Annotated in this window: 20 protein-coding genes; 12 read left to right on the forward strand and 8 right to left on the reverse strand. The window is 47.4% G+C overall.

Annotation, left to right across the window (positions count from 1 at the left end; translation table 11 throughout):
- Positions 1-3: 3 nt before the first annotated feature.
- From POF51_RS25180 to POF51_RS25205, 6 genes are all read left to right on the forward strand, one after another.
- Positions 4-468 (forward strand): GNAT family N-acetyltransferase, encoded by a 465-nt coding sequence (locus POF51_RS25180; protein WP_069851732.1) that lies wholly within the window; start codon positions 4-6, stop codon positions 466-468.
- Positions 469-484: 16 nt separating this feature from the next.
- Positions 485-1,573 carry a C45 family autoproteolytic acyltransferase/hydolase gene (locus POF51_RS25185; protein WP_069851735.1) on the forward strand — a complete coding sequence of 363 codons (1,089 nt, stop codon included), beginning with the start codon at positions 485-487 and terminating at the stop codon, positions 1,571-1,573.
- Positions 1,574-1,788: 215 nt separating this feature from the next.
- The gene (locus POF51_RS25190; RefSeq protein ID WP_069851737.1) at positions 1,789-2,148 is read left to right on the forward strand and encodes a GIY-YIG nuclease family protein; all 360 of its coding nucleotides are present in this window, start codon (positions 1,789-1,791) and stop codon (positions 2,146-2,148) included.
- Between the two features lie 23 nt (positions 2,149-2,171).
- Positions 2,172-2,651 carry a DUF6530 family protein gene (locus tag POF51_RS25195; protein WP_271756283.1) on the forward strand — a complete coding sequence of 160 codons (480 nt, stop codon included), beginning with the start codon at positions 2,172-2,174 and terminating at the stop codon, positions 2,649-2,651.
- Between the two features lies 1 nt (position 2,652).
- Positions 2,653-3,861, forward strand: a complete 1,209-nt coding sequence (locus POF51_RS25200; RefSeq protein ID WP_069851743.1) for an MFS transporter — start codon at positions 2,653-2,655, stop codon at positions 3,859-3,861.
- A 16-nt stretch (positions 3,862-3,877) separates the two neighbouring features.
- On the forward strand, positions 3,878-6,094 hold the full coding sequence (locus tag POF51_RS25205) for an AAA family ATPase (RefSeq protein WP_271756284.1): 2,217 nt from the start codon (positions 3,878-3,880) through the stop codon (positions 6,092-6,094).
- A gap of 57 nt (positions 6,095-6,151) precedes the next feature.
- Here POF51_RS25205 and POF51_RS25210 read toward each other — a convergent pair whose 3' ends face one another.
- Complete coding sequence (locus POF51_RS25210) at positions 6,152-7,783, reverse strand: peptide ABC transporter substrate-binding protein (RefSeq protein ID WP_069851756.1); 1,632 nt, start codon at positions 7,781-7,783, stop codon at positions 6,152-6,154.
- A gap of 234 nt (positions 7,784-8,017) precedes the next feature.
- Complete coding sequence (locus tag POF51_RS25215) at positions 8,018-8,587, reverse strand: DoxX family protein (protein WP_017251778.1); 570 nt, start codon at positions 8,585-8,587, stop codon at positions 8,018-8,020.
- A gap of 248 nt (positions 8,588-8,835) precedes the next feature.
- Here POF51_RS25215 and POF51_RS25220 point away from each other — a divergent pair, with 248 nt between their 5' ends.
- The 3 genes from POF51_RS25220 to POF51_RS25230 all read left to right on the forward strand — a co-directional run bounded on the left by POF51_RS25220 (position 8,836) and on the right by POF51_RS25230 (position 14,040).
- Positions 8,836-10,902, forward strand: coding sequence for a methyl-accepting chemotaxis protein (locus POF51_RS25220; protein ID WP_069851758.1), 2,067 nt, complete (start codon positions 8,836-8,838; stop codon positions 10,900-10,902).
- Positions 10,903-11,011: 109 nt separating this feature from the next.
- Positions 11,012-11,584, forward strand: a complete 573-nt coding sequence (locus tag POF51_RS25225; RefSeq protein ID WP_069851760.1) for a histidine phosphatase family protein — start codon at positions 11,012-11,014, stop codon at positions 11,582-11,584.
- Positions 11,585-11,703: 119 nt separating this feature from the next.
- Entirely contained in the window at positions 11,704-14,040 is a 2,337-nt protein-coding gene (locus tag POF51_RS25230; RefSeq protein WP_271756285.1) for an Ig-like domain-containing protein, read from the forward strand.
- A gap of 60 nt (positions 14,041-14,100) precedes the next feature.
- Here POF51_RS25230 and POF51_RS25235 read toward each other — a convergent pair whose 3' ends face one another.
- Together POF51_RS25235 and POF51_RS25240 are read right to left on the reverse strand one after the other, a co-directional pair.
- A complete protein-coding gene (locus tag POF51_RS25235; RefSeq protein WP_069851763.1) occupies positions 14,101-14,967 on the reverse strand; it encodes an RNA polymerase sigma-70 factor in 867 nt (288 codons plus the stop codon).
- 45 nt (positions 14,968-15,012) lie between these two features.
- On the reverse strand, positions 15,013-16,185 hold the full coding sequence (locus POF51_RS25240; protein WP_271756286.1) for an NAD(P)/FAD-dependent oxidoreductase: 1,173 nt from the start codon (positions 16,183-16,185) through the stop codon (positions 15,013-15,015).
- 143 nt (positions 16,186-16,328) lie between these two features.
- Between POF51_RS25240 and POF51_RS25245 the strand changes: the two genes are divergently transcribed.
- The 3 genes from POF51_RS25245 to POF51_RS25255 all read left to right on the forward strand — a co-directional run bounded on the left by POF51_RS25245 (position 16,329) and on the right by POF51_RS25255 (position 19,157).
- The gene (locus POF51_RS25245) at positions 16,329-17,069 is read left to right on the forward strand and encodes a GNAT family N-acetyltransferase (RefSeq protein WP_069851766.1); all 741 of its coding nucleotides are present in this window, start codon (positions 16,329-16,331) and stop codon (positions 17,067-17,069) included.
- Positions 17,070-17,223: 154 nt separating this feature from the next.
- Positions 17,224-17,781 (forward strand): sigma-70 family RNA polymerase sigma factor, encoded by a 558-nt coding sequence (locus POF51_RS25250; RefSeq protein WP_083261723.1) that lies wholly within the window; start codon positions 17,224-17,226, stop codon positions 17,779-17,781.
- A complete protein-coding gene (locus tag POF51_RS25255) occupies positions 17,778-19,157 on the forward strand; it encodes a hypothetical protein (protein ID WP_069851776.1) in 1,380 nt (459 codons plus the stop codon). Before POF51_RS25250 ends, POF51_RS25255 begins: the two co-directional genes overlap by 4 nt.
- Positions 19,158-19,242: 85 nt before the next feature.
- On the opposite strand, the gene POF51_RS25260 is transcribed toward POF51_RS25255, so the two are convergent.
- From POF51_RS25260 to POF51_RS25275, 4 genes are all read right to left on the reverse strand, one after another.
- Positions 19,243-20,649, reverse strand: coding sequence for a nucleoside recognition domain-containing protein (locus POF51_RS25260; protein ID WP_069851779.1), 1,407 nt, complete (start codon positions 20,647-20,649; stop codon positions 19,243-19,245).
- Complete coding sequence (locus POF51_RS25265) at positions 20,627-21,358, reverse strand: FeoB small GTPase domain-containing protein (protein ID WP_069851782.1); 732 nt, start codon at positions 21,356-21,358, stop codon at positions 20,627-20,629. Before POF51_RS25265 ends, POF51_RS25260 begins: the two co-directional genes overlap by 23 nt.
- Positions 21,355-21,609, reverse strand: a complete 255-nt coding sequence (locus tag POF51_RS25270) for a FeoA family protein (protein ID WP_017251790.1) — start codon at positions 21,607-21,609, stop codon at positions 21,355-21,357. The genes POF51_RS25265 and POF51_RS25270 overlap by 4 nt, the downstream gene beginning before the upstream one ends.
- Before the next feature lie 242 nt (positions 21,610-21,851).
- A complete protein-coding gene (locus POF51_RS25275) occupies positions 21,852-22,727 on the reverse strand; it encodes a dimethylarginine dimethylaminohydrolase family protein (protein ID WP_069851784.1) in 876 nt (291 codons plus the stop codon).
- Between the last annotated feature and the right edge of the window lie 165 nt (positions 22,728-22,892).

The following is a 22,892-nucleotide window of genomic DNA, read 5'->3' on the forward strand; positions in this document are numbered from 1 at the left end:
TGAATGCAAAATACGCGCGTAGAAATCGTCGAGGCATTGACAGAAGACCAGCTTCAGATGATCAAGGCAATGGAGCAGGAGGCTTTTGGCGTACATGGAGCAATTGATGAATGGGTGCTCGTACCGCTTGTGCGACATGGCTGCGTCGCTCTTTTCATGGAAGCAGAGGAGGAGCGTCCTGTAGGGGTATGTCAGCTCCTGAGGGATTTTCGTCAGCCGGACAAGTGCTACATGTATGGGTATTACATCCGAGCAGATCGTAAAGGGATGGGGTATGGGTTCTCTTTCTTGAACCGATTGCTAGAGCAGCTGCGTGAGGATGGGTTTCGTCAGATTTGCTTGACCGTAAGCCCTGATAATACTGGAGCAGTCGGACTCTATCAAAAAGCAGGCTTTGCGGTTATCGAGACACGGATTGCGGAATATGGTAGTGGAAACGATCGCTATTATATGGTGAAAACGCTATAGAGGGGAGTCGCTTACGATGGAACGGTTTCCTGTCTATCGGATCAGGGGGACAGCGCGAGAACGGGGACAACAAATGGGCCAACTCACCAAAGAGCAAATATGGATCAATCTCGAAGCGTACGAAAGAACCTTTCGGGATGGAGCAGGTCTTCACTGGAAGGACGCAACCGAATATGCTACTCAGTTCATCCCCTGGATCGAGAGGTATGACCAGGAGATTATGGAGGAAATCAGAGGAATTAGCGAAGGGGCGGAGCGGGATCTGCTTGATATTGTGACGCTCAATGTTCGTAGTGAAATCATGACCAACTTAGGCGATCCATTTGGAAAAACAGATGGGTGCACGAGTGTGGCGGCTGTCCCTCCTGTGACGAAAAACCAAGAGACCATCATCGGGCAAAACTGGGATTGGATACACCTCATGGAAAAGGGGCTTGTTGTACTGGAGATCGAGCAACAGCCACGTCCGAACATTTTGATGATTACCGAAGCGGGGATCGTAGGTAAGATCGGAATGAACGACAAAGGCATGGGTGTTTGTCTGAATTTTTTGCGAATATTGGAGCGAACCGTTGGGGTTCCTATTCATATCGTATTGCGGGGAATCTTGAATAGTGGGACGCTCTCACAAGCCATCCGGCAAATAACCCGTCTACCACGTGGCACGTCAGCCAATTATTTGCTTGCGCATCGGGAAGGAGAGACGGTGGATGTGGAAGCGACTTCAAGAGCGCACGATGTCCTCTATCCAATGGAAGGGTATATCGCGCATGCCAATCATTTTGTCGGGTCCCGTATAGCTGTAGATGATCAAGCGAAAATGGGGGAAGCCGATACGCATCTGCGAATGGGGCGGGCCATGAAGCTGTTGGCGGCAGCGCAAGGACAGATCGAAGCTGACCATATCAAGGCGATCTTTCGTGACCATATGAGCTTTCCCGAAGCCATATGCCGACATGGAGACGTGGAGTCGACTGGAGCAGAAGAGCTGGTCGGTCGCACGTTATTTTCCATCGTGATGAATCTGACAGAAGGACAGTTTGAATTGTCCAAGGGTCAACCTTGCAATACGCCGTACCATACGTACCGATTTTCATCCAGTTAACAAGCATAAGCGTAGACATTTCTCTCTATTGTTTATTGGAGATTCATTGGCCCTGTACTCGTTGTTACCCGACCCAAATTAGGCACCGGACATGTTCCGGTGCTTTTTTTGTTTACTTGACAATTACAAGACGATGAATCATTATGTTTATTAAATAGCAAACGAAAATGAATTTTGTTTATTGATTTAGTCAGTGGAAAAGTGAGGGAGAAACCATGAATCGAGAAGAACTGAAACAACTGTATAAAGAATCGAAAACGCAGGCAGGGGTGTATCAGATCAAAAACATCCAAAACCAAAAAATCTGGATCAGCGCCACCCGCAACCTCAAGACGATGAACGGAAAGCTGTTCAGTCTCAAAATGGGTTCTCATATAAACAAGCAGCTTCAACAGGAATGGAATGAGTACGGAGAAGAGGCATTCGTCTTTGAAGTGTTGGAGATTTTAAAAAAGAAGGAAGACGGATACTTTGATGAAAAGGATGCCCTGAAGAAACTGGAACAAAAATGGCTCGACCAGCTCCAGCCGTACGGAGAGCGCGGATACAACCAGGAAAAACAGAAAGAGCAATAATCAAACGAAAAGAGGGAAAGAAAATGAAAATACCTACGAACTTGAACCATAAGCCTGTTGTCGTGTCGGATAACTATGAGCGCGTTGATGGCCGATTAGCCAGGAACACAGATGCGAAAGCACTTTCTCTGGGAGTGGCAGAGGGCAACTCCAGAAGAAAGGTCGATATATCTGCCAAGGTATGGAGATACACGGGAGAAGAATGGTCAAAACAATCGGAGGAACTGCCTCTCCATCGTGTTCTTGATATGTCCATACTGATTTGTCGGTCGTTGGCCCATTTTCGCGACGCATACAGATATGAGCATTATTATGACCCGCAGGAGCCCGTCATCGACCGGGTTGCCCTGCAAGGAGATGCAATGACCGTGGCGATATGCACGGACAATGAGAGTCTTCATGAAGAGATTAAGCTGTTTAGCCAAGGGCTGAGCAACGATGATGAGATGATCGGCGAACGTCTGCGCACATTATCAAAACTATTAAAGGATATGGGGTATTGAAATGTTTTCCAATCGTTATGTTCGTACGATTATCCTCTCCCGCGTGCTGTTGCATTTGGGGATTTGGATCCGGAATTATGCCGTTCTTCTTTTCGTTAGCGAATTGACGAATAATAATCCGGTTTATGTATCACTGATTTCGGTTGCGGAATTCGCTCCGATCTTTCTATTTGGCCTTATTGGCGGGACCTTTGCCGACCGATGGCTGCCGAAGCGGACAATGGTTTGGAGCGATCTGCTGTCTGCCGTGTCCGTCGGGGCTGTGCTGCTTACACTTATGAATGGTGGATGGATGGCACTTCTCATTGGAACATTTATTTCCGCCAGCCTGTCTCAATTTTCCCAACCCTCAGCCATGAAACTGTACAAGAGGCATGTACCAGCTGAACAACTACAAGGCGTGATGGCAATGTCCCAAACGCTGGTCGCTGTCTTTACGGTTTTAGGTCCGGTCATCGGTACGTTTATTTTCATCCAGTTTGGAATTACAGCCTCTCTGATTTTGACTGCTGTTCTGTTCTTAGGGTCTTCCCTTGTATTGGCGACGCTTCCCCGTGACGCGGAGGAAACGAAGTCTGACTATGCAGGCGGTTTCATAAAGGAGCTGAAGGCGGGGCTGCGCTATATTGGGACCAATCAATCCTTACGCACACTCTGTTTGACTTTCGCTGCTGTCGGATTGGCGTCAGGTCTGACACAACCGCTTCAGATTTTTCTTGTCATCGAGAATTTGGGGCAGGACAAACAATTTTTGCAGTGGTTGGTAATGACCAATGGGTTAGCCATGTTGGCAGGAGGAGCAATCATAATCGGGATAGCCAAAAAGGTACGTCCACAGATGCTGCTCATAGTAGGCTTGCTTGTCTCTGCCGTATGTACGATGGTAGTAGGCGCTACCACAACGATTTGGTTGATGATTGTTCTATTAGTGATCAGCGGTTTCTTCTTCCCTTTTATTCAAGGCGGAATCCAGACGCTGATTGTACGTAACACGGAAGGGGCATTTATTGGCCGGGTATCTGGTGCGATCACGCCAGTTTTTATGGGGATGATGGTGATTGGTATGTTTCTATCCGGCTATCTGAAGGAGACGCTCTCGTTGGTTGGGATATATGTGGTGAGCGGTGTGTTGATTATGATCGGTGCGTCTTTGCTGCTTCCTCTTCTTGGTGAGAAAAGGAACAAAGATCAAAGTGGACCAGCATTATGAGGGGAGTAGAAATGGGATGATTGAAAATGAAAAATATGATTTGTCACCCGAAAGACAGCTGACGGATGCAGAAAAAAAGCTTGTTTGGAAAAAGCCTTCCACTCATAAGGTCAGTGAAGAAGAACAGCGCATTCGTAAAGAAATAAGACGCAACTGGAATCGCGGGGAAATGAAAATCGCCAATATATTATTAGAAGGTGACGCCGGTTCTGGTAAAACACAACTAGCCAAAGCATTATCTGCTGATTTCGGGTTGCCGTATACGAAAGTGACTTGTTTTGCTGATATGGATAAATCGGATATTATTGGCGCTATTTTGCCCGTAATTTCTTCTGAACGTTTAGAGAAAATGGAGCCTGCCGAGCAAGCGGTATGGAAAGCTTTATATGAAAGCGATGGGTTTCAAAGCATAGCTGAAATTTTAATGGATGCACTGGGGATTACACAGGAACAGGCAGCTTTAAAAATGAAGCAATTACTGAAGCTTGCAGCAGCGGAAAACACCGATGGTGAAGCGATTGAGTATCGATTTTACCCTTCGGAGATCGTCAGAGCCTATCAAAAGGGTTATCTTCTGGAAATCCAAGAACCAAACGTGATTCGTGATGCTGCGGTGTTAATGGCATTAAACTCTGCCTTGGAGCTGGATGGCAGCATCAATCTTCCCACCGAGATCATACGCAGGCACCCAGACTTCATCGCGGTTATCACAACAAACCGCAGTTATGCGGGAACCAGACCGTTAAACGAAGCGCTGCGCGACAGGGTTCAGCATACGGAAAAGATGGACCTGCCGACCAAAGAAATCATGATCGAACGTGTAATAGCCAAAACTGGTTTTCAAGATGGAAAGATGTTGGGTATTTTAGCGGACATGATTATGGTTTTAGACAGAACAGCGCGGGCCAATGCGATCAAGGGCGTGGCTGGAATGCGTTCCTTTTTCTACTGGGCAGATGCGATTGGCGGAGGAGCTTCCGCAAAAGAATCCCTTTATTATAAGGTCATCTACAAGATCACAACCGATTCGGAAGAAATAAAGCTTTTGGAAGAAGCACTAAAAAGTCAAGGTTTGTTTGCCAGCTTGGAAGAAGCCGAGATTGAGCTAAAAAAAAAACGAAAATCTGACGATGCCATAGAGATCAGGACATGGGGAGATATAGACGACACTGATTTTGGCAAAGACAATCATCGAGAGGAAAAGGGAATCGCATTGAAAAAATCTGCCGATAGTGACGAAAGCTCTTCCCGTGTCTCTGATGATTCTACCCATATGGAAAGTTCAGGTTTGGGGGAAGATGGCTCTCCTAACTATCATCAGGCAAATCCTGAATCCATGTCAGAGGAAGCGAAACAAAAGGAACGCGATTTCCGTAAAAAGCTGAATCGAGATGCAAGAGAGGTCATTTCCGATTCGATTCATAAAAAAGTAAAGCTCATTGTTCACCGTCCCGACTACGATGAAGAAAACCAACAAGAATATGTTCGTCTTTGCCAAGGACTCATGCCTATCGTGCAAGAGATTGCCAGAAAGACACTTCCGTACCTGGAGCATGAGATCTCTTCCGACTTTGCGAGGAATCGTTACTATGGCAGCAAATTTCAAGCAGACAGCGTTGCTTACAGGGATTACAAGTATTTTGCCAAGAAACGTCCTCCAACGGAATCCCCTACTCTTGTGGTTGGCCTAAGGGTTGATGAATCTGCATCTATGTCAGCTTACGGGAGATTAGAAGCAGCAAAACGAGCAGTGATCGCCGTATATGAATATTGTCAGCTTTGTCATATCCCCATTTTGATCTACGGCGATACGGCGGATGTTTCCAGATTGGAGCAAATGTCGATCTTTGCCTATGTCGACTTCGATAAAGCGGATGCCAATGATCGCTTCAGGTTAATGAGAATTCATGCGAGAAGTAATAATCGCGATGGAATGGCTCTTAGAATGATGGCGGAACGATTAGCCGCGTCCCCCCAAAAAACAAAACTGTTGATTAGCATAAGTGACGGACAACCGAAAGCAATGGATGACTATACCGGAAGTTACGCTGTTACAGATATGAAACAGACCATACAGGAATATGAACGAAAAGGAGTTACTTTTCTAGCAGCGGCAATCGGTCAAGACAAGGATGTGATAAGTGAAATCTATGGGAATGAAAGATTTTTGGATATTACCAATTTGCATGAGTTCCCTGCAAAGTTAGTTCGGATGATCGCTCGGTATTTATGATGGAAGCGCGGGCATCTCTCTCTATCTATTTCGCATAGAGAGGATGCCCGCGCTTTGTTATTTTTCAATATACGCGTATTTAAAGTAGGAACCGCCGAGAGGGAAGATCACGAAGTCCTTCACCTTGTCGTTTTTTATATAAGCATTGCCGCGGAAGTGCAGCGGTGCCAGCGGCATTTCTTCCATGAGAATTCTTTCAGAGTAAAACAACAGCTGCTTGCGCTTTTGCTCGTCGGTCTCATAGTAGCTTTTATTCAGCAGATCGCGGTACTCCTTGTTATTGAAGCGAACGACGTTGTTGCCACCCAAGTCCTTGTACATTTCGAGGAAATTGATCGGGTCGTTGAAATCGGCTCCCCATAGCCAGATGCCGAAGTCGTACTTGCCATTTTGGACATCCTCGTTGAACACTTTCCATTCTGAGGTGCGAATGTCAATGTCGACTCCCAGTGTCTTCTTCCACTCGTCCTGGAGTGCTTGAGCCAACTTCTTGTCTGTTTCTCCGGTGTCATAGTAGTACGTGACTTTAGGGAATTGAGACAGCCCGAGCTCTTCCATGCCTTCTGCCAAGAGCTGCTTGGCCTTCGCCACATCCTCCTTAAAGTAGCCGTCCGGATTCAACCCCATGGAGACGGGAACCCAGCCATAAGCGGGCGGGACACCGGTCTGCAGGATGTTATCCACCAATTGCTGTCGGTTGATAGAATACGAAAACGCCTGGCGAATTTTTTTGTTGGTAAAAGGGGGCCTCTCTGTATTGAAGATGACGGCTTTGGTGCCGGGGTTATCTGCGACGAGCAGCTTGCCTTCTTCCTTGATCTGTCCGACCGCATCCGGCGACAAGCCAAAGGAAGGGTAACCTCCCCAATCCAGGTCGCCATTTTCAAACATGGACAGGGCGGTGTTGTTATCCTCGATGATGACAATTTGGATCTGATCTAGCTTGACGTTGGCGTTGTCCCAATAAGTAGGGCTTTTGCTGAAGGTGAGCTTGGACTTGTGCTCCCACTTATCCATCACAAACGGGCCATTGCCGACAATCGTTTTGGCTTCTGTTGCCCACTGGGGGTTGCTCTCGATGTTCTTTTTATGAAGCGGGTAGTAGGTAGTGAATGAGGTCAATTCGCGGAAGAACGGTGTTGGTGAGCGCAAGGTGAAATCTAGTGTGTAGTCGTCCTTTGCTTTTACCCCGACGTCCTCTTGCTTGCCTTTTCCGGTGTAAAAGTCCTCGCCCCCTTTGATATAGAAGAGCTGATACGCGTAGCCGGAAGCGGTTTTGGGGTCGAGATTGCGCTTGATGGCGTACTCAAAATCGTGAGCGGTCACAGGATCGCCATTGCTCCATTTGGCGTCCTTTCGAATGATAAAAGTAAAATGAGTGAAGTCAGGAGTATGCGTGTAGCTCTCCGCGATGGCGTTGATCATCTGGCCTTGACGGTCGACGCTGGTCAGTCCTTCGAAGGTGAGATTGATCATGTCCATTGAGGTTGAATCTGTTGCAATGCCAGCATCCATCGTAGACGGCTCCCCGGTGATGCTCCATTGCAAGACCATTGGCTCTGAGGTAGTAGGCTTTGCTGTCGCTTGCGGTGGAGGGGATTGGATATTGTCGGCGGGTTTCGAGCTACAGCCGACTGAGAGACTAAACAACAAAACAGCAGTAGAAATGCCTAGTAGCCACTTGTTCATACAGTCCTCCTGTTGAATTATTTGAAAAATAAGAAAATTTATAGTTCCTCAAAAGAATAATGCACAGCAATCAGACAGTCATTCAACACAATGTATAAACATTCATCGGAAATCACGGTTACCTGTCGGAATAAATTCATACAATTTGTCCGTTACTTAAATAACTATCGATCTGTAGGAACAACAAAAGCCACCCGCAAAAGGTGGCTTTGTCATTAGAGAGGAAAGACAGGATTACTTGTTCATCGGCAAAACACCATCGCGCGCTTTTCTCGTCCAAGGTGTTCCGAGATACGAAAGCGCCCAGCGATCAAGACCATACCAGCCCGCAACCTTCCAAGCCAGAACGAGCCAAGTGGCAAAAACAAAAAGAAGTGGGTTGGTGCTGACCGTTCCTGCGAACAGAAAGCTGACGTTCATCAAGCCGCCGAAAAACGCTGCGATCCCTGTCAGGCAACCGAGGATCAAGCCGAGTCCGACGAGTACCTCACCCCAAGCAACGAGGAAGCCGAACACCTTGGCATTTGGCAATACCATATTTTCCAGGAACCAGGCGTACCACCCTGTTACGTCCTTTCCTTCGGCTGCTTTTGCCAAGGAGCCTTTTACGAACCCTTGAATCGCGCCGCCAGCTGCATCTCCAGTCCAGCTATCGGACTGGACTTTTTTCCATCCGGCAGTAATCCATGCATAGCCGACATACAGTCTGATGATCAACCAGATCGCAGCCGATTTCGTGCTGGTGAACAGGAAGTGTGAAACAGGATTTTCAGGAATAATAATTTCGTTTTGACGATTTTGCATGTGGGTGTCCTCCTACATACGTTTTGAACATCTTCGTTCGAGCCGATTTTAACATATCAAATGGCGGCGCAGTGCGGTTTTGGGCATAAGTTCATACGGTGTTCATTGACACTATAAGCACGGTGTTAATGGTAAATCCTAGTGTATATATTGCCAAAATACAGTAAATTCATGGAAAGATTGACAAGTTAAAGTGTGGTAAATTATGTTAAGTTATGTTTAAAAATAAAACTTCTTGGAGCAGACTTATGAAACGAATGTGGATGTCTTTTCGTACTAAGCTTACCTTGATGATTTCACTATTTACGATGCTGGTAGCCATTGTGTTGTCTATTATTGACTATGTTCAGTTCAAGGCAAATATTATTTCTGACCAAGCGATACAGTACCAGCTGGTAGAGGATCATGTCACGAATGCAGTGAAGAATGTGGATATGGCATACGGCGTTTTTGAGAACGACATGGAAACCCGCATGCAGCAAACACTGCAAGTATTAACGAACAACTATCGGCAAAATCCAGCGGTGGAGGCGTGGGACTATGCAGTCCTGCGTGAGCAGTATGGGATGGATATTTTCATCATTGACCGAAATATCAAGGTCGTTCATTCCAGCATCAAAACCGATATTGGGCTTGATTTCAGCAATGCTGGGGCATTTACGGAGCTGTTGAAAAAGCGAATCAATGGAAATGAGTTTTCTGCTGATGGCATGGAGGTTGCGGTCAATACAGGTCAAATTAAAAAATTCGCTTATCTCCCTACGTTTGACCAGAAGTACCTGTTTGAAGTCAGTGTGAATTTGCAGGACAGCTCTCTTTTCCAGACCTTTAATTTCTTGGCTGTGTCGCAGGCGATCACGGAGAAATACGACATGGTAAAAGACATTCTGGTCTTTTCTCATGATGGTTACGCTTTGGGGAGAACAGGGAGCGACGGGAAAGCCTTGCGGGTGATCGATCATCACTTGCCGATTTTTACGGAAGCATACCAATCACAAGAAATCAGAGAGTTTCATGAAAAAACAGAGGAGAAAGATCTCACTTATCGCCTCGTACCGTACAAGCTGGGCAAAGATCCCAATGATCTCAGCCGATCACGTGTCATCAAGATTGTGTATGACAATACGGAGCTGAACCAGAAGCTGGCGGACAATCTGGAGTCCGTTGTCTGGAAGCTGGTATGTTCCGTGGCAGGAGCGTTGCTGCTATCCTTCCTGCTGAGTCGCTGGATTACCCGCCCGATTGATCAAATGAGGGAGATCATTACGCAGACGGCTCAATTTGATTTGCGGGAAAAAATGGCGGTGAACGAGCAGGGCATGCAGGATGAGATAGGATTGACGGCACAGTCGATCATTGTTATGCGTGAGCAATTGTGCGAGGTTGTGAGCAAGCTGACAGCCGTGTCTCGCTCGGTCGCTGAAAATGCGCAAAGCGCGAAGCAGTCTACTGACAAAGTAAGCGAGCAGTCCAGCGGAACCGCGGAGGCTACGGGAATCTTGCTCGCCCATATGCAGGAGACGATGGCGGCCACAGAAGAGATGAATGCGACCTTGAACGACATGGAGACCGTCATTCACTCGATTACGAAAAGAACGGAAGAAGCGGCTGCGACCGCGCAGGATGTCAGCTCACGGGCAACTGCTTTGCGGGAGCATGCATTGGCTGCGGATAAAATGACGACAGAGCTCTATATGAATGTGAAGGCCCAAACAGAAATTGCGATCACCGACTCGAAGGAATCGATGGGAAAGATCAACCTGTTGGCAGAGGCGATACTCACGATCTCTGAGCAGACGAATCTGTTGGCATTGAATGCGGCGATTGAAGCTGCACGTGCGGGAGACAGCGGTAGAGGGTTTTCTGTCGTAGCGGATGAGATACGCAGATTGGCGACGCAATCGTCTGAGGTCGTGATCGATATTCAACGCATTATTCAGGTCGCGCGCGAATCCGTAGACAATCTGGCGACTCATTCGTCGAGCGTATTGGACTTCATCGAAACGCGGGTCAGTCCTGACTACGATAGCATGATGGAAGCATCAGAGAAGTACAATATGGATGCACACCGTTTCCATACGTTGCTGGCGGAATTCAGTGCTTCTTTTGAAGAGTTGAATTCAACGATTAGCAATGTGGTTACTGTGGTGGAGCAAGTAACGAACTCCATGGAGAAAAGTGCACATAGTGTGGAGGCGATTACGGAGCAATCTCGCATAATCGCGGACAATAATCAACAGATTACGTCTATTTCCGAACGGAATGTCGGCTTGACGCAGACGATGGAAGAGATCGTGCATCGATTCAAAATGTAAAAGGGTCCCCCTTTCTGGTGAAAACGGAGAGGGGGATTTTTCGTAATACATGTACAGGGATGAAAGTATCAGAAAGAAATGATTGGAAATACTTCACGGGAGGGTACTCATGAAAACCTTTATTTACATGGTCAGGCATGGAGAATCACCAAAAACCGAAGGTGACGAGAGAACACGAGGGCTGACTGATAAGGGGAGGTCTGATGCCCATCTCATTTCTCAATTGTTGAAAAGCGAGAGAATAGATGCGTTCATTTCAAGTCCGTATAAAAGGGCAATGGCAACTATAGAAGAACTAGCCCAGTCCGTAGGGAAAGAGATCGTCGTTTTTGAAGAGCTGAGAGAACTCGTTTTTATAGGAAATGATCAAATCATGGCCGATAACGAAGTATACCCACTAGTAAAGCAGATGTTTGCTGAGCCAGACTTTTCGTTGCCTGGGGGAGAATCCATCCGAATTTGCCAGAATCGTGCGGTAAGAACGTTGCGAAAGATTTTAGAGCAATATAGAGAGCAGAAAGTTGTAATAGGAACGCATGGCGCCGTTATGACACTGATGATGGGGTACTTTGACAATCAGTACGACTTGGCCTTTTTATTAAAGACGTCCAAGCCTGATATTTACAAAATGGAATTTGAGGATGAGGTACTCGTGGAAACTACGCGATTATGGAAGGACTGACTAGATATAAGAGACAAGAAATGAAGGTAGCTGATTTCGATGGAGGTTTGTGAGATTTTTGTGAGAATCGTTTGATACGCTAGGTGCCGACTACAAGTACAAGACTAGGAGGCATGAAAATGACTAGCGAAAAAGACAGAGAATCGAAGCGAAAGGAAGAACCTCTCCATTTTCGAAAAGGATTAGCTACCTTCCTTTGTCTCGTTCTCCTGACGTTGGGGATCGAGAGTCCTGCTTTTGCGGCTTTTGGAGCAGAGAATTTGGCTTCTGGGAAAACCGTTACATCCGGCGGGCACTATCAAACCTATTCACCAGACAAAGCTGTAGATGGTCAGGTGGGGATTGAGAGTAGTTGGATAAGTGATACAGGTCGTACGGGATGGTTCCAGGTAGACTTGGGGGAAGAGACTGAGTTTCGTTTATGGGAAGTAGAAGCAGCGATTGATCGTAACAAGGATTATTCGTTACAAATAAGCAGTGACGGAATCAATTTTTCTGATATTCCAGATGTAAATGCGAAAGTAACAGGAAATCAGTCATACAATACATCTCTATTATTGTCTGCTCCTGTTAAGAGTCGTTATGTCAGAGTCAATTTTACAGATACGAATGATGGTTTCAATCCAAATATTATGGAATTTGGCTTATTCAACATCAAAGAGCCTGAGGCCCCATTAGATGTGGAGGCAACGCTCGAAAAAAACAGTGCCATTGTAAGTTTCCAGTCTGGTAATCCAAATGGAAAACGAATCACGAGCTACACGGTTACCTCCCATCCTGGAAACTTGACGGCTACCGGGACAAACAGCCCGATTACCGTTGAAGGATTGAACGATGGCACGGAGTACACATTTACAGTCACCGCAACAAATGAAATAGGGGAATCCGTTCCTTCTGCACCTTCCAACGCCATTACGCCTGTCGAAGCTACTCCATCCAAGCCAGTCATGACCCTTAGCCATAACGACTGGACGAATCAGGATGTGGAAGTAACCATGGTGGGTGAGCTGGGAAATACCATTCAGTACAAGCTGAACAATGGCTCCTGGCAAACATACACTGACAAAATAAAAGTGTCGACCGAAGGAATCACAGAGGTTGTCGCTGTTCAGGTTAACGGTTCGCAAAAGATGAGTGAAGAGGAAAAAGTGGAGGTCCGCATCGACAAGACAGCACCGGTCATTACCTTAAAGGGCGATGCGACGATGACGCTGTACAAAGGAACCCTATTCACTGATCCTGGCGTAACCATCACAGACCGAGAAAGTGGCTTGGAGGCTGAGGTCCAAGGTCACATCGTTCCTATCCAAACAGGGACGTACACACTGAAGTATCACGCAAAAGATTCGGCTGGGAACAAAGCTGACGTTGTCACACGCATCGTGAACGTCGTGAATAAGCCGACGCCACCACCGCAGCCTTCATACTATCCGGTTTCCGAAGTAACACTGGCGGAAGAGGCATTCACTATGACACTCGGGGATGAGCCTGTCCAGCTGCATGCTACGATCCAGCCAACGTACGCTTCCTACAAAGCTGTAGAGTGGACCAGTAGCAACCCTGAAGTAGCAGAGGTAGACAAGGAAGGCAACGTAACAGCAAAAAGCGCAGGGAAGACATCGATTACCGTAAGAGCCCTCGACGGGAACATGACAGCAACTACAGAAGTGACCGTGAAGCGAAAAGTAACCTTTACCCTGGAAGCGTCCCCTGAGGAACTGACGATAAAGCCAAATCAGTCTAAAAACCTCAAGGTGTATGTGGTAGACGGCAAAAAGCGCAAGGATATTTCGAAAGACAAAGAAACTACGTACAACATCGACAATGATCTGATCTCTTTGAAAAAAGGACGCATTACTGCTGGGAAAACAGAAGGCGAGTCTATCATTACCGTCCAGTATCAAGGGGAGGAGCTTACGATTCCGGTGAGCATTTCGGGATTGACTGTCAAGTCTATCGAATTGTCCGAGCAAACGCTTGTGTTGGAATCAGAACAGGAGAAGCAGTTGACCCTAACAGCTTTCTTCCGGGACAAGAGCAGTAGGGATGTAACAGAAAAAGCTACTTGGACTTCGAGCAATCCAGATGTACTAGAAGTGTTTGGTAACGGTGAGGTCAAAGCAGGAAAGAACGGAAAAGCTTATGTGACTGCCAAGTACGACAATAAGTACATGCGAGCAAAAGTTTTGGTGGTCGATGAAAAAGAGACGAAACAGTTAAAGCTGAATCGTTATATACTAGGTCTTTCTCCAGAAGAGACCTTTACCCTCCGAGTTCATGCCGAATATGAGAGAGGGTATACAGAATTGGTTTCCGAAGGGGTAGAATGGGTATCGGAAAATCCTGAGGTTGCAACTGTAGACAATGGTGAAGTGACGGCAGTTTCCACTGGTAACACAACACTGACAGCCAGCTACGACGGAAAAGAAGTGACGATTGAGGTAACCGTCGAATAAGACCGATCGAAACACATACAAAAAAAGCCACCTGATCATGGTGGCTTTTCGTTTTGATGACTACGACACGATGAATCTTAGCTTATCAGGATTTCTGACAAAGTAGAGGTTACGAATAACTCCGTGTTCGATATGCAAAAACACCACGGTGTCGATCTTGCCGTCTTGTCTGATCACAAACCCGGTCTCGTTGTTCAAAGGTGCGAGCTCTACAGAGAAATCTGGACGCTTCGAGAAGCTGCGCATCAAGCCGAGTAAGAAGGAAGCCACGCGTTTGCCAGACAAGATCGGATGCAGGGCTGCGGTGACCTTACCGCCGCCGTCGGAGAGCAATACGGCATCTGTGGCAAGCAGAGTGAGCAATGTCTCGACATTTCCGTGCTCCAGCGCAGACAGAAAACGGCCGATCCATTCTTCGCCGAGCTCTTTTTCTGGGGTGAAATGAGGTGCCTCAGGGTCCATCCCCATTTTCTTTTTCGCCCGACTAACGATCTTGCGGCAATTCGCTTCGCTTTTTCCAACCAGCTCGGCAATCTCGTCATATTGGAAATCAAAGGCCTCTCGCAGGACGAACACCGCTCGTTCTGGGGGAGATAGCCGCTCCAACAGGACGAGCATTGCGTAGGATAGCAACTCTTTGGTAATGACAGAATCATAGCCGTCTGCATCAGGGGTAGAGATGGGCTCTGGTAGCCATGGTCCAGTATACAGCTCCCGTTTTTTGCGGGCCGATTTTAACAAATCGAGGCAGCGGTTTGTGGTCATTTTGCACAGGTAAGCCTTCGGTTCGGGCATCTGTTCCAGAGAGACAGCATGGGCCTTCACGAATACGTCCTGCACGATATCCTCCGCATCCGTGGCCGAGCCGAGCATCTGATAGGCGAGGTGGAACATGAGCCCCTTATATTGTTTGTACAGAGCCTCCATCGCTGTGTCACTTCCTCTTGTGTCTTCGTACGTCCCTATTTTTTCCTATTTTATCATGCTGGCAACATTCCAGGTGAACTGGCGAAGCTTCCACCCCAATTTTCCTGTCAAAATGATATCGAGTCCCCATTTTCTCGTCCAAACCATTCCGCGTTCAGGGCCGAGTCCGACGCAGTAAATGTCCATGTAGCTTTTGTGTGCGGGGGCAGGGGTGCCATCCAAGTCGGCCAGCACAATTTTGCCCAAACGCATCGCCTGTCCGGAGGCTTCCTTGCATGTCATCGTATCTGCTTGCCCGCTGGCTGGATCTACGATGCGTGCACAATCGCCAATACTGTACACCCCCGGCGTTCCCGCTACACGATAGGATTCATCGACGACCACCTGGCCGTGTGTGGTCAGTGGCACGCCCATGCTGCGCAATGCGGGATTGGGTTGCAATCCGAGCGACCAGACGCATAGTCCGACAGCAAGCGTGCGGCCTCCAGATAGTGTTACGAGTCCATTCTGCTCATGAAGTGCCTTTTGACCATGCAAAATGGTTACACCGCCATCCGTGAGTGCACTCTCCAGCTTGCGCCCCATTTTGGGAGGGCCTTCGGTAAACAAACGATCTTGTGCGTTGATGAGATAGACTTTGACTTCATCAGGATGGATGCCGAGGTTCTTCGCTTCCTCGTGCATAGCGAAAGCCAGCTCCGCGGAGGTTTCCATCCCGCTGATGCCTGCTCCTGCAACGGCGATGGTCAACAATCGCTCGCGTTCGGACGGCTGCTTCTCATGGACGGCTTGGCGCATGTTGGCAAGCCACTTTTCCCGAACCGCCTCGGCCGTCTCGACGCCCGTCAAAGCGATGCCGCCTTGTTCTGGCTCCGGTTGGCGAATGACGCTTCCTACTGCCAGGATGAGCATGTCGTAGGGCAATGCGTGCTCTTGACCATTTTTGTTCCGAAGTAAGAGGATTTTCTCTTGCCCTTTGATCGATGTGACTGTACCTTGTACGAATTCGACGCCCTCTGGAAACAGGCTTTTTAGCGGAATCGAGATATCCGTTTTGGCAGCAGCTGGTTTGAACAACAGGACTTTGCGAAGGTGATGAGGCTCTTTATCTATTAAGATGAAGCGGATCGGGCGTCCTTTGCACGTATCGCGAACGGCTTTTAGCGCGTTGATACCTGCGTACCCGCCTCCGACAATCACACATGTTCGTTCTTTCATGCCAATCAGCTCCTCGTTTGGTTTGACCATATAACGAGAGATGGAGCGATTGTGTGACACACCACAAGAGGAAAATGTAGAAGAAAATCGAATAGGGAATAGATGGGAAGCTAGACATCTGAGGTCGTAGGAGGATTCCAAGCATGTCATACAACATCTACACTTTCGCACAAAGATCGGATTTAAACGATCAAGCTGATGCACTAATCGAAGCAAGCTGGTCTGCCTTCATGCTGAATGACGAAGTGGCTAACGAATATTACGGTCATCTGTATGACTGGTTCTCTCCTTATCAATTCATGCTGACGGACGAGGCTGACAAGCTGATGGCTGTAGGAAATGCGATTCCATTTTACTGGGATGGCACTGCGGAAGGGCTGCCAAAAGGCTGGGATGATGTCTTTCTGCAAGGGATTGAAGACTACCGCCAAGAAAAACAGCCAAACGCGTTATCGGCACTCTCTATCTCCATCGATCCCCACTATCGCGGCCTCGGTCTCAGCAAGCAGATGGTTATGGCGATGAAGGATATCGCCAAGGAAAATGGTTTGGCGTACTTGGTGGCGCCTGTACGTCCATCACTCAAGCACAAGTACCCACTCACGCCAATGGACAAGTATGTTCAGTGGAAAACGACCGATGACGCTCCGTTTGATCCGTGGGTGCGCACACATTGGAAACTGGGAGCGACGATCATGCAGGTGGCGCCGGAATCCATGCTGATCAGAGGAAGCTTGACGCAATGGGAAGGCTGGACAGGGATGAAATTCCCGGAGTCCGGTTCGTACATCATTCCAGACGCATTAGTTCCCGTGCAGGTTGACGTAGAAAAGAAAGAAGTCGTATATATCGAGCCGAATATTTGGATGCAGCATTTTTTATAGAGCGATCCAAAAGGTCTGGTTTTTGGAAAAGGAAGAACAAACAGCGAAGTAGCCGTTGTGGAAACCACTGCGGTTTCTTTTTCATTTCTGTCACCTTTTTGCCGTGAGACGGATCATACCTAATAGCAAGCAATCAACGGATGAGGTGAACGGGTTGAACGAAGCAGAAATAATGCCAGCGAGTCTGGAGGTTACACGGGAAGCCAGACTAAAATGGCTGATGCAGCAATACGGGGAGAAGATTTTTCATCTGGTGAGTCTCACGGTAAAGAATCATGCCTTGGCGGACGATATTACCCAAAACGTGTTTATCAAAGCGTATCGGCATCTCGATCAGTTCCGCGGGGACGGACAGATCAAGCATTGGCTCTACAAGATTGCGATGAATGAAAGCAAAAAGCATTTTCGGTCGTGGTCGTTTCGCAACATTTTTCCGACGATGGATGATCATTTGGGCGACCTGATGGATCGGCAGGCAAACAATCAGGTAGAGGAAGAGATTATTAACCGGGTGAAGCGGGAAGAAGTCGTCACGTACATTCAATCCCTCGCACCGAAGTACAGGCAGGTTATCCTCCTGCATTATTACGAAGACCTGTCGATTGCGGAAGTGGCGGATATTCTCGTGGTTTCGCAGGAGGTCGTCCGTACGCGTTTGCATCGAGCCAGGAAGCAATTGAAGGAGACCATGTCGAAGGAGGTAAAAGGATGAGCGACGATCGCATGTGGAAAGAATGGAGCCAATCAGCAAAGCAATCCGTTCGTGAAAAATATCCGTTTCATTTGGAAAAATTCGAGCAGGAAGTACTCACAAAAATTCAGCGTGAGAAGCGTCGCCGTCGCTGGCAGGTAACCTCTTGGGCAGCTGGAGTAGCTGTTGCTGCTACTTTGTTCTTCCAGATTGTTCAGCCCTTTGAGGGAAGCTCGTGGGGACTGACGGGGGCAGAGAGAGGACAGGAATCCTTTGAATGGATCACACCAGATGAAGGTTTCATGCATGCTTTGAAAAATGGCTATCCGATTCTGCCCGAGGTGAAATTGGAGAAGGACGGTTTTGTTTATCAGATCAGGGATGCCATGGTCGATCACAGACGGATTACGTTTACGCTGTTAATCTCCGGTGAAAAAATGGAGGAGATCGCGCGAATTCCGGATGAATCGACAAGAAGCGATATGCTTTATGGGAGTCTTCGTGTAGAGTTGGGGAAGCTGTCAGAAAGAGGTCATGGATCAAGGGATTTTCAAATGATCGATGGTGTGCATTATCTCATAATCAAGTCGGATTATCGAATTGACGAAAAAGAAATGCAGGCGCTGATGGGTCAGAGCAAGTCTGTCCTGCCAGTGCAAATCGTTGATATGCGAAAATCAGGAGATGATGTAGTGGTCGCTGAGCTGTTGCTGCCCCTGCCACAGTCTGTCACTGCAGCCGAAAAAGTAATCCAACCGGATTCAGATGTAGATGCTGTGCTTAAAACAGATGGTCTGGTGACGAGCTTGCAAGTGAACCGAATGATAGCTTCGCCTACTGTGACAGAGATAGAGCTTGAGGCTAAGTTCGAGGATGGGTTTGTTCTACATCGATTAGAAAATATGAAATTGGTGGATAGAAGCGGGAAAGAGTATCAGGCGATAGACGACAAGGTGAATAAAAACGTGGAGCATGTGCAGGGGACAGATACCTATAGGGCGCAATTTATTCCGTCGCTGTTCTATGGGGCTCTCCCGGAAAAACTGGAGCTGCGATTTGATGAAGTGACGATGAAGCGATCCCTAAAGGATAACTTCGTGCTTGATATGAATGCCAAATATCCGCAAACGATTCCGTTTGGAGAAAAGAAACAGCTGAACATTGAAAAGGTAAATTACGACAAAGGCAAGCTGTCCATTGTCGTTCCAAACAAGGGACCAGAAGAAATTAACTTACGTGTAGAGGGTCAGGCTTACAAGGATATGATTGTGGCAGAGAATTTGGAAACCGTTTCCATTGTTTTCAGGGTACCGAAACAGGATACGTATACGGTAGAGATGGGCGGGCTAGAGTTTGAGAGAGTCAGATTGGATGGTGTGATACCTATTACAAAATAAAGTAAGATTCCAATGGGAAAGTCACGAAAAAGCCTTTGCACGAACCAGGAGGTCTGGTATTGTGCAAAGGCTTTTTGCTGTTTTTTTACACCCAACCGAGTGCTCTTGCCACTTGGGCAGTCAAGAACGTTACTCCGATCGCAATGGCGAGCGGAATGAGTGCAGAAAGCACTGTCCATTTCACACTTTTCGTTTCCTTATAAATATTGAACAAGGTTGTGCCACAAGGGTAATGAAGCAGAGAGAACAGCATCATGTTGAGTGCTGTCAACCAAGTCCACCCGTGCTGCAAGAAGACATCCTTGATATTGTCGATCCCTTCCACATCCACCATGGCACCGGAGGACATATACCCCATCAGAAGAATCGGCAGCACGATTTCATTAGCGGGCAAGCCGAGAATGAAGGCCATGAGAATATAGCCATCGAGACCAATAATTTGCGCAAACGGCTCAAAAAAGGCAGCCATATGGGCGAGGATGCTGTCTCCACCGACATAGATATTGCCTAAAATCCAAGTGAGGATACCGGCAGGGGCGGCTACAATGACGGCCCTTTTCAGTACGCTCCACGATTTATCTTTACTTGCGATGAGGATCGTTTTCCAAATCTGCGGACGGCGGTAAGGGGGCAGCTCCAACGTATAGTGCGTCGGTACTCCGCGCAAAGCTGTTTTGGATAGCGTCCAGGAAACGGTAAGAGTGATAACGATTCCAAAAAGTACCATACCCATGACGATAAGAGCAGTAATCAGAGATTGCCATCCGCTGGTCGTGCTGGTCGCCATAAATAGAGATGCCAATAAGATCAAGGTAGGCCAGCGACCGTTACACGGGACGAAATTATTGGTCAGAATCGCCAGCATTCGCTCCCGAGGAGATTCGATAATCCGGGTGGAAAGGATGGCAGCTGCGTTACAGCCAAACCCCATCGACATGGTTAATGCCTGTTTTCCGTGTCCGCCTGCATTTTTAAACAGACGATCCATGTTGAACGCGACACGCGGCAGATATCCGAAGTTCTCGAGCAGGGCAAAGACTGGGAAAAAGATAGCCATCGGAGGGAGCATGACGCTGACAACCCATGAGGTACCGCGAAAGAATCCAAGAACCAGAATCCCGTGCAACCAATCAGGTGCATGTACAGCTTGAAAGCCAGCAGTTAGATAACCCTCGACAACACCGAACATGTCCGCAAGCATTCTGGATGGAACATTGGCACCTGCGATCGTGATCCAGAATACCGCGCCTAAAATCGCCAGCATGATGGGGTAGCCCCATATTTTGGACGTCACAATTTTATCCAGCTTATAGGCACTAGAAAGTTTTTGCTTGTCTTCGTATGTCACAGCTTCCTTACAAATACTGCGACTGGTGCGGTAAATGTCACTCACAATCGTGTCCCGAATTGCACTTCCTTCAACCGAGCTCCGGGCCGTGGAAAGAAGCGCATCCAAGGGATCAGTCGAATTAGTGGCAAATGGTTCGGCCATGGGTCAAAGGCTCCTTTCTTGCAGTTGTAGCCGGATCTTGCATGCGCTCTCTCAAGGTTCGCAACAAGCTTTCATCTCCATCTAACAATCGCAGAGCGATCCATCTTGTCGGAAAACGACTACCCAAGGTTTTCTCGATGAGCGGCTCCAACTGTGCCAGCTTGGATTCAATCTGATCACTATAGGTTATCTGTACAGGATTGGGCACGATGGTTCCATTCGCTACTTTCTCCACCTGATCGAGCAAATTCTCGATCCCGATATGATTTCTGGCGGAAATAGAGACACAGGGAACGCTTAATCTTTGCGAGATTTTTTCCAGATCAATACGAATGCCAAGCCTTTTCGCCTCATCGATCAAATTGATGCATACGACAACACGAGGGGTCATTTCCAATACCTGCAAGGCCAAATTGAGATTCCGTTCCAATGAAGTTGCATCCAGTACCACAATGGTGACGTCAGGTTGCTCGAAGATAATGTAATCTCTCGCCACTTCTTCATCCGCCGAGTTGGAATACAAGGAATACGTACCTGGCAAATCGATGATCCGAAAAGTCGTATTTCTCCGAGAGAATTCTCCCTCAGCCATTACGACTGTCTTTCCTGCCCAGTTTCCCGTATGTTGGCGAAGCCCCGTCAATGTATTGAACAACGTACTTTTACCAGTATTAGGATTTCCTGCTAAGGCAATCGTGTAAGAATTCATTTTTCGTCACTTCCCACGTACTCCCCGAATATGAGGGAGCTTTCTTCTTTGCGCAGGGCGATGATCGTGTTATTTACCCGAAAGGCAATGGGATCGCCTAGCGGACTTTTTTGCATGACTTCCACGATGTTGCCGGGGACGAAGCCGAGATCCAGCAATCGTCTGCGCAGTATACCCTGAACGTCAATACGATCCAGACAGATGTGGCTACCCATCAAGGCATCAGACAAAGGAATGCTGATAGATGGCATGATGTTCACTCTCCTTTTTCGTTAAGGACAAACTGTTGGCTTAGGGCAAAATGAAGGTAAAAAAAAGTGCACGTAGTCGTAATCTTCATGATTTTAGTTTAAGGTAAGATTCTTTCCCAGGCAACAAAGTTTTTGCTTAAGGAAACTTTTTCGTCATAAAAAACTGCACCTCCAATCGTTAATGCTCTAACAATGGGGGTACAGTTTGACCTTAGTGATCTACTATCAAGTATATCTACCCGCTAAATGCGTTCCACCGGGCTTGTCAGGCAAGTAGGTCCACCTGTTCCCTTATATGAAATCTCCTCGCCCTCATAGTCGTACACAGTCGCACCTGCATCGAGAAGGCGTTGTTTGGTAATCGGGTTGCCTGCCACGACCATGCACACTCGTGGAGCGAGGGCGAGAACATTGCTGCCCAGATTATCGTACTCATCATCCGGTACTTCAATTAACTGAATGCCTCTGTCGATGAGCAGTTGGCGGAAAAATACTGGCATCAGCTTGGAGTAGACGACTGCCAAATCATGATCGACCATGCTGATAATCGACATCAGATGCAGACATTCCGCAGGACCGCGATCATACGGGAGCTGTACCACGATGATTTCATCTGTAAAATCCTTGACCATTTCTGTAATTTGAGCAATAGCCGCTTCGTTCGTACGGAAGCCAAGGCCAATCGCGAGCGTTTTGTCATCCAACCAGACGAGATCGCCGCCATCTGACAACGCGTCGCCTGTGAGCTGCCCCAGAATTGGGATGTTGTTTTCTTCTAAAAAGGCTTTGTATACTTCGGCTTCTCCCTGACGAAGTTCCTTGCCAGATTTGAGGATGATTGCCCCTTTGGAAGTAAATTTCACCGGGTCATGGGCGTAAATGGAATCCAGTCCAGTTTTATCGGATTGTGGCAAGTGCAGGACGTTTTCCACATGCTCGCGCAAAATCGATTCGAATTTGGCGTATTCATGCAGAGTGCGGTCCCAGTCAGGGCGGTCTGTATAGTTGAAGGTTTTCCACGATTGATCGAGATGTTCTTGACTGATAAATGCTTGATGGGGATGCTTGATGATGACGGTTTTCATCTTTTTGACCATGGATTGGCTGCCTTGGAACATAGTTGCCTCCCTTTTTCCACATTGCAGAATATTATTCATATTTCGAAATGTTCACCATTAGTTTACACATCCTGATTTCTGACTGTCAATCTGTGATTCCACAATAGAGTTTTTTTGCGATTCACAAAATTAGAGCAAATGGTTTAACATAGTTTCATATGAGAA

This window comes from Brevibacillus sp. AG, from assembly GCF_028369215.1.
Classification (GTDB): Bacteria; Bacillota; Bacilli; order Brevibacillales; family Brevibacillaceae; genus Brevibacillus; species Brevibacillus porteri.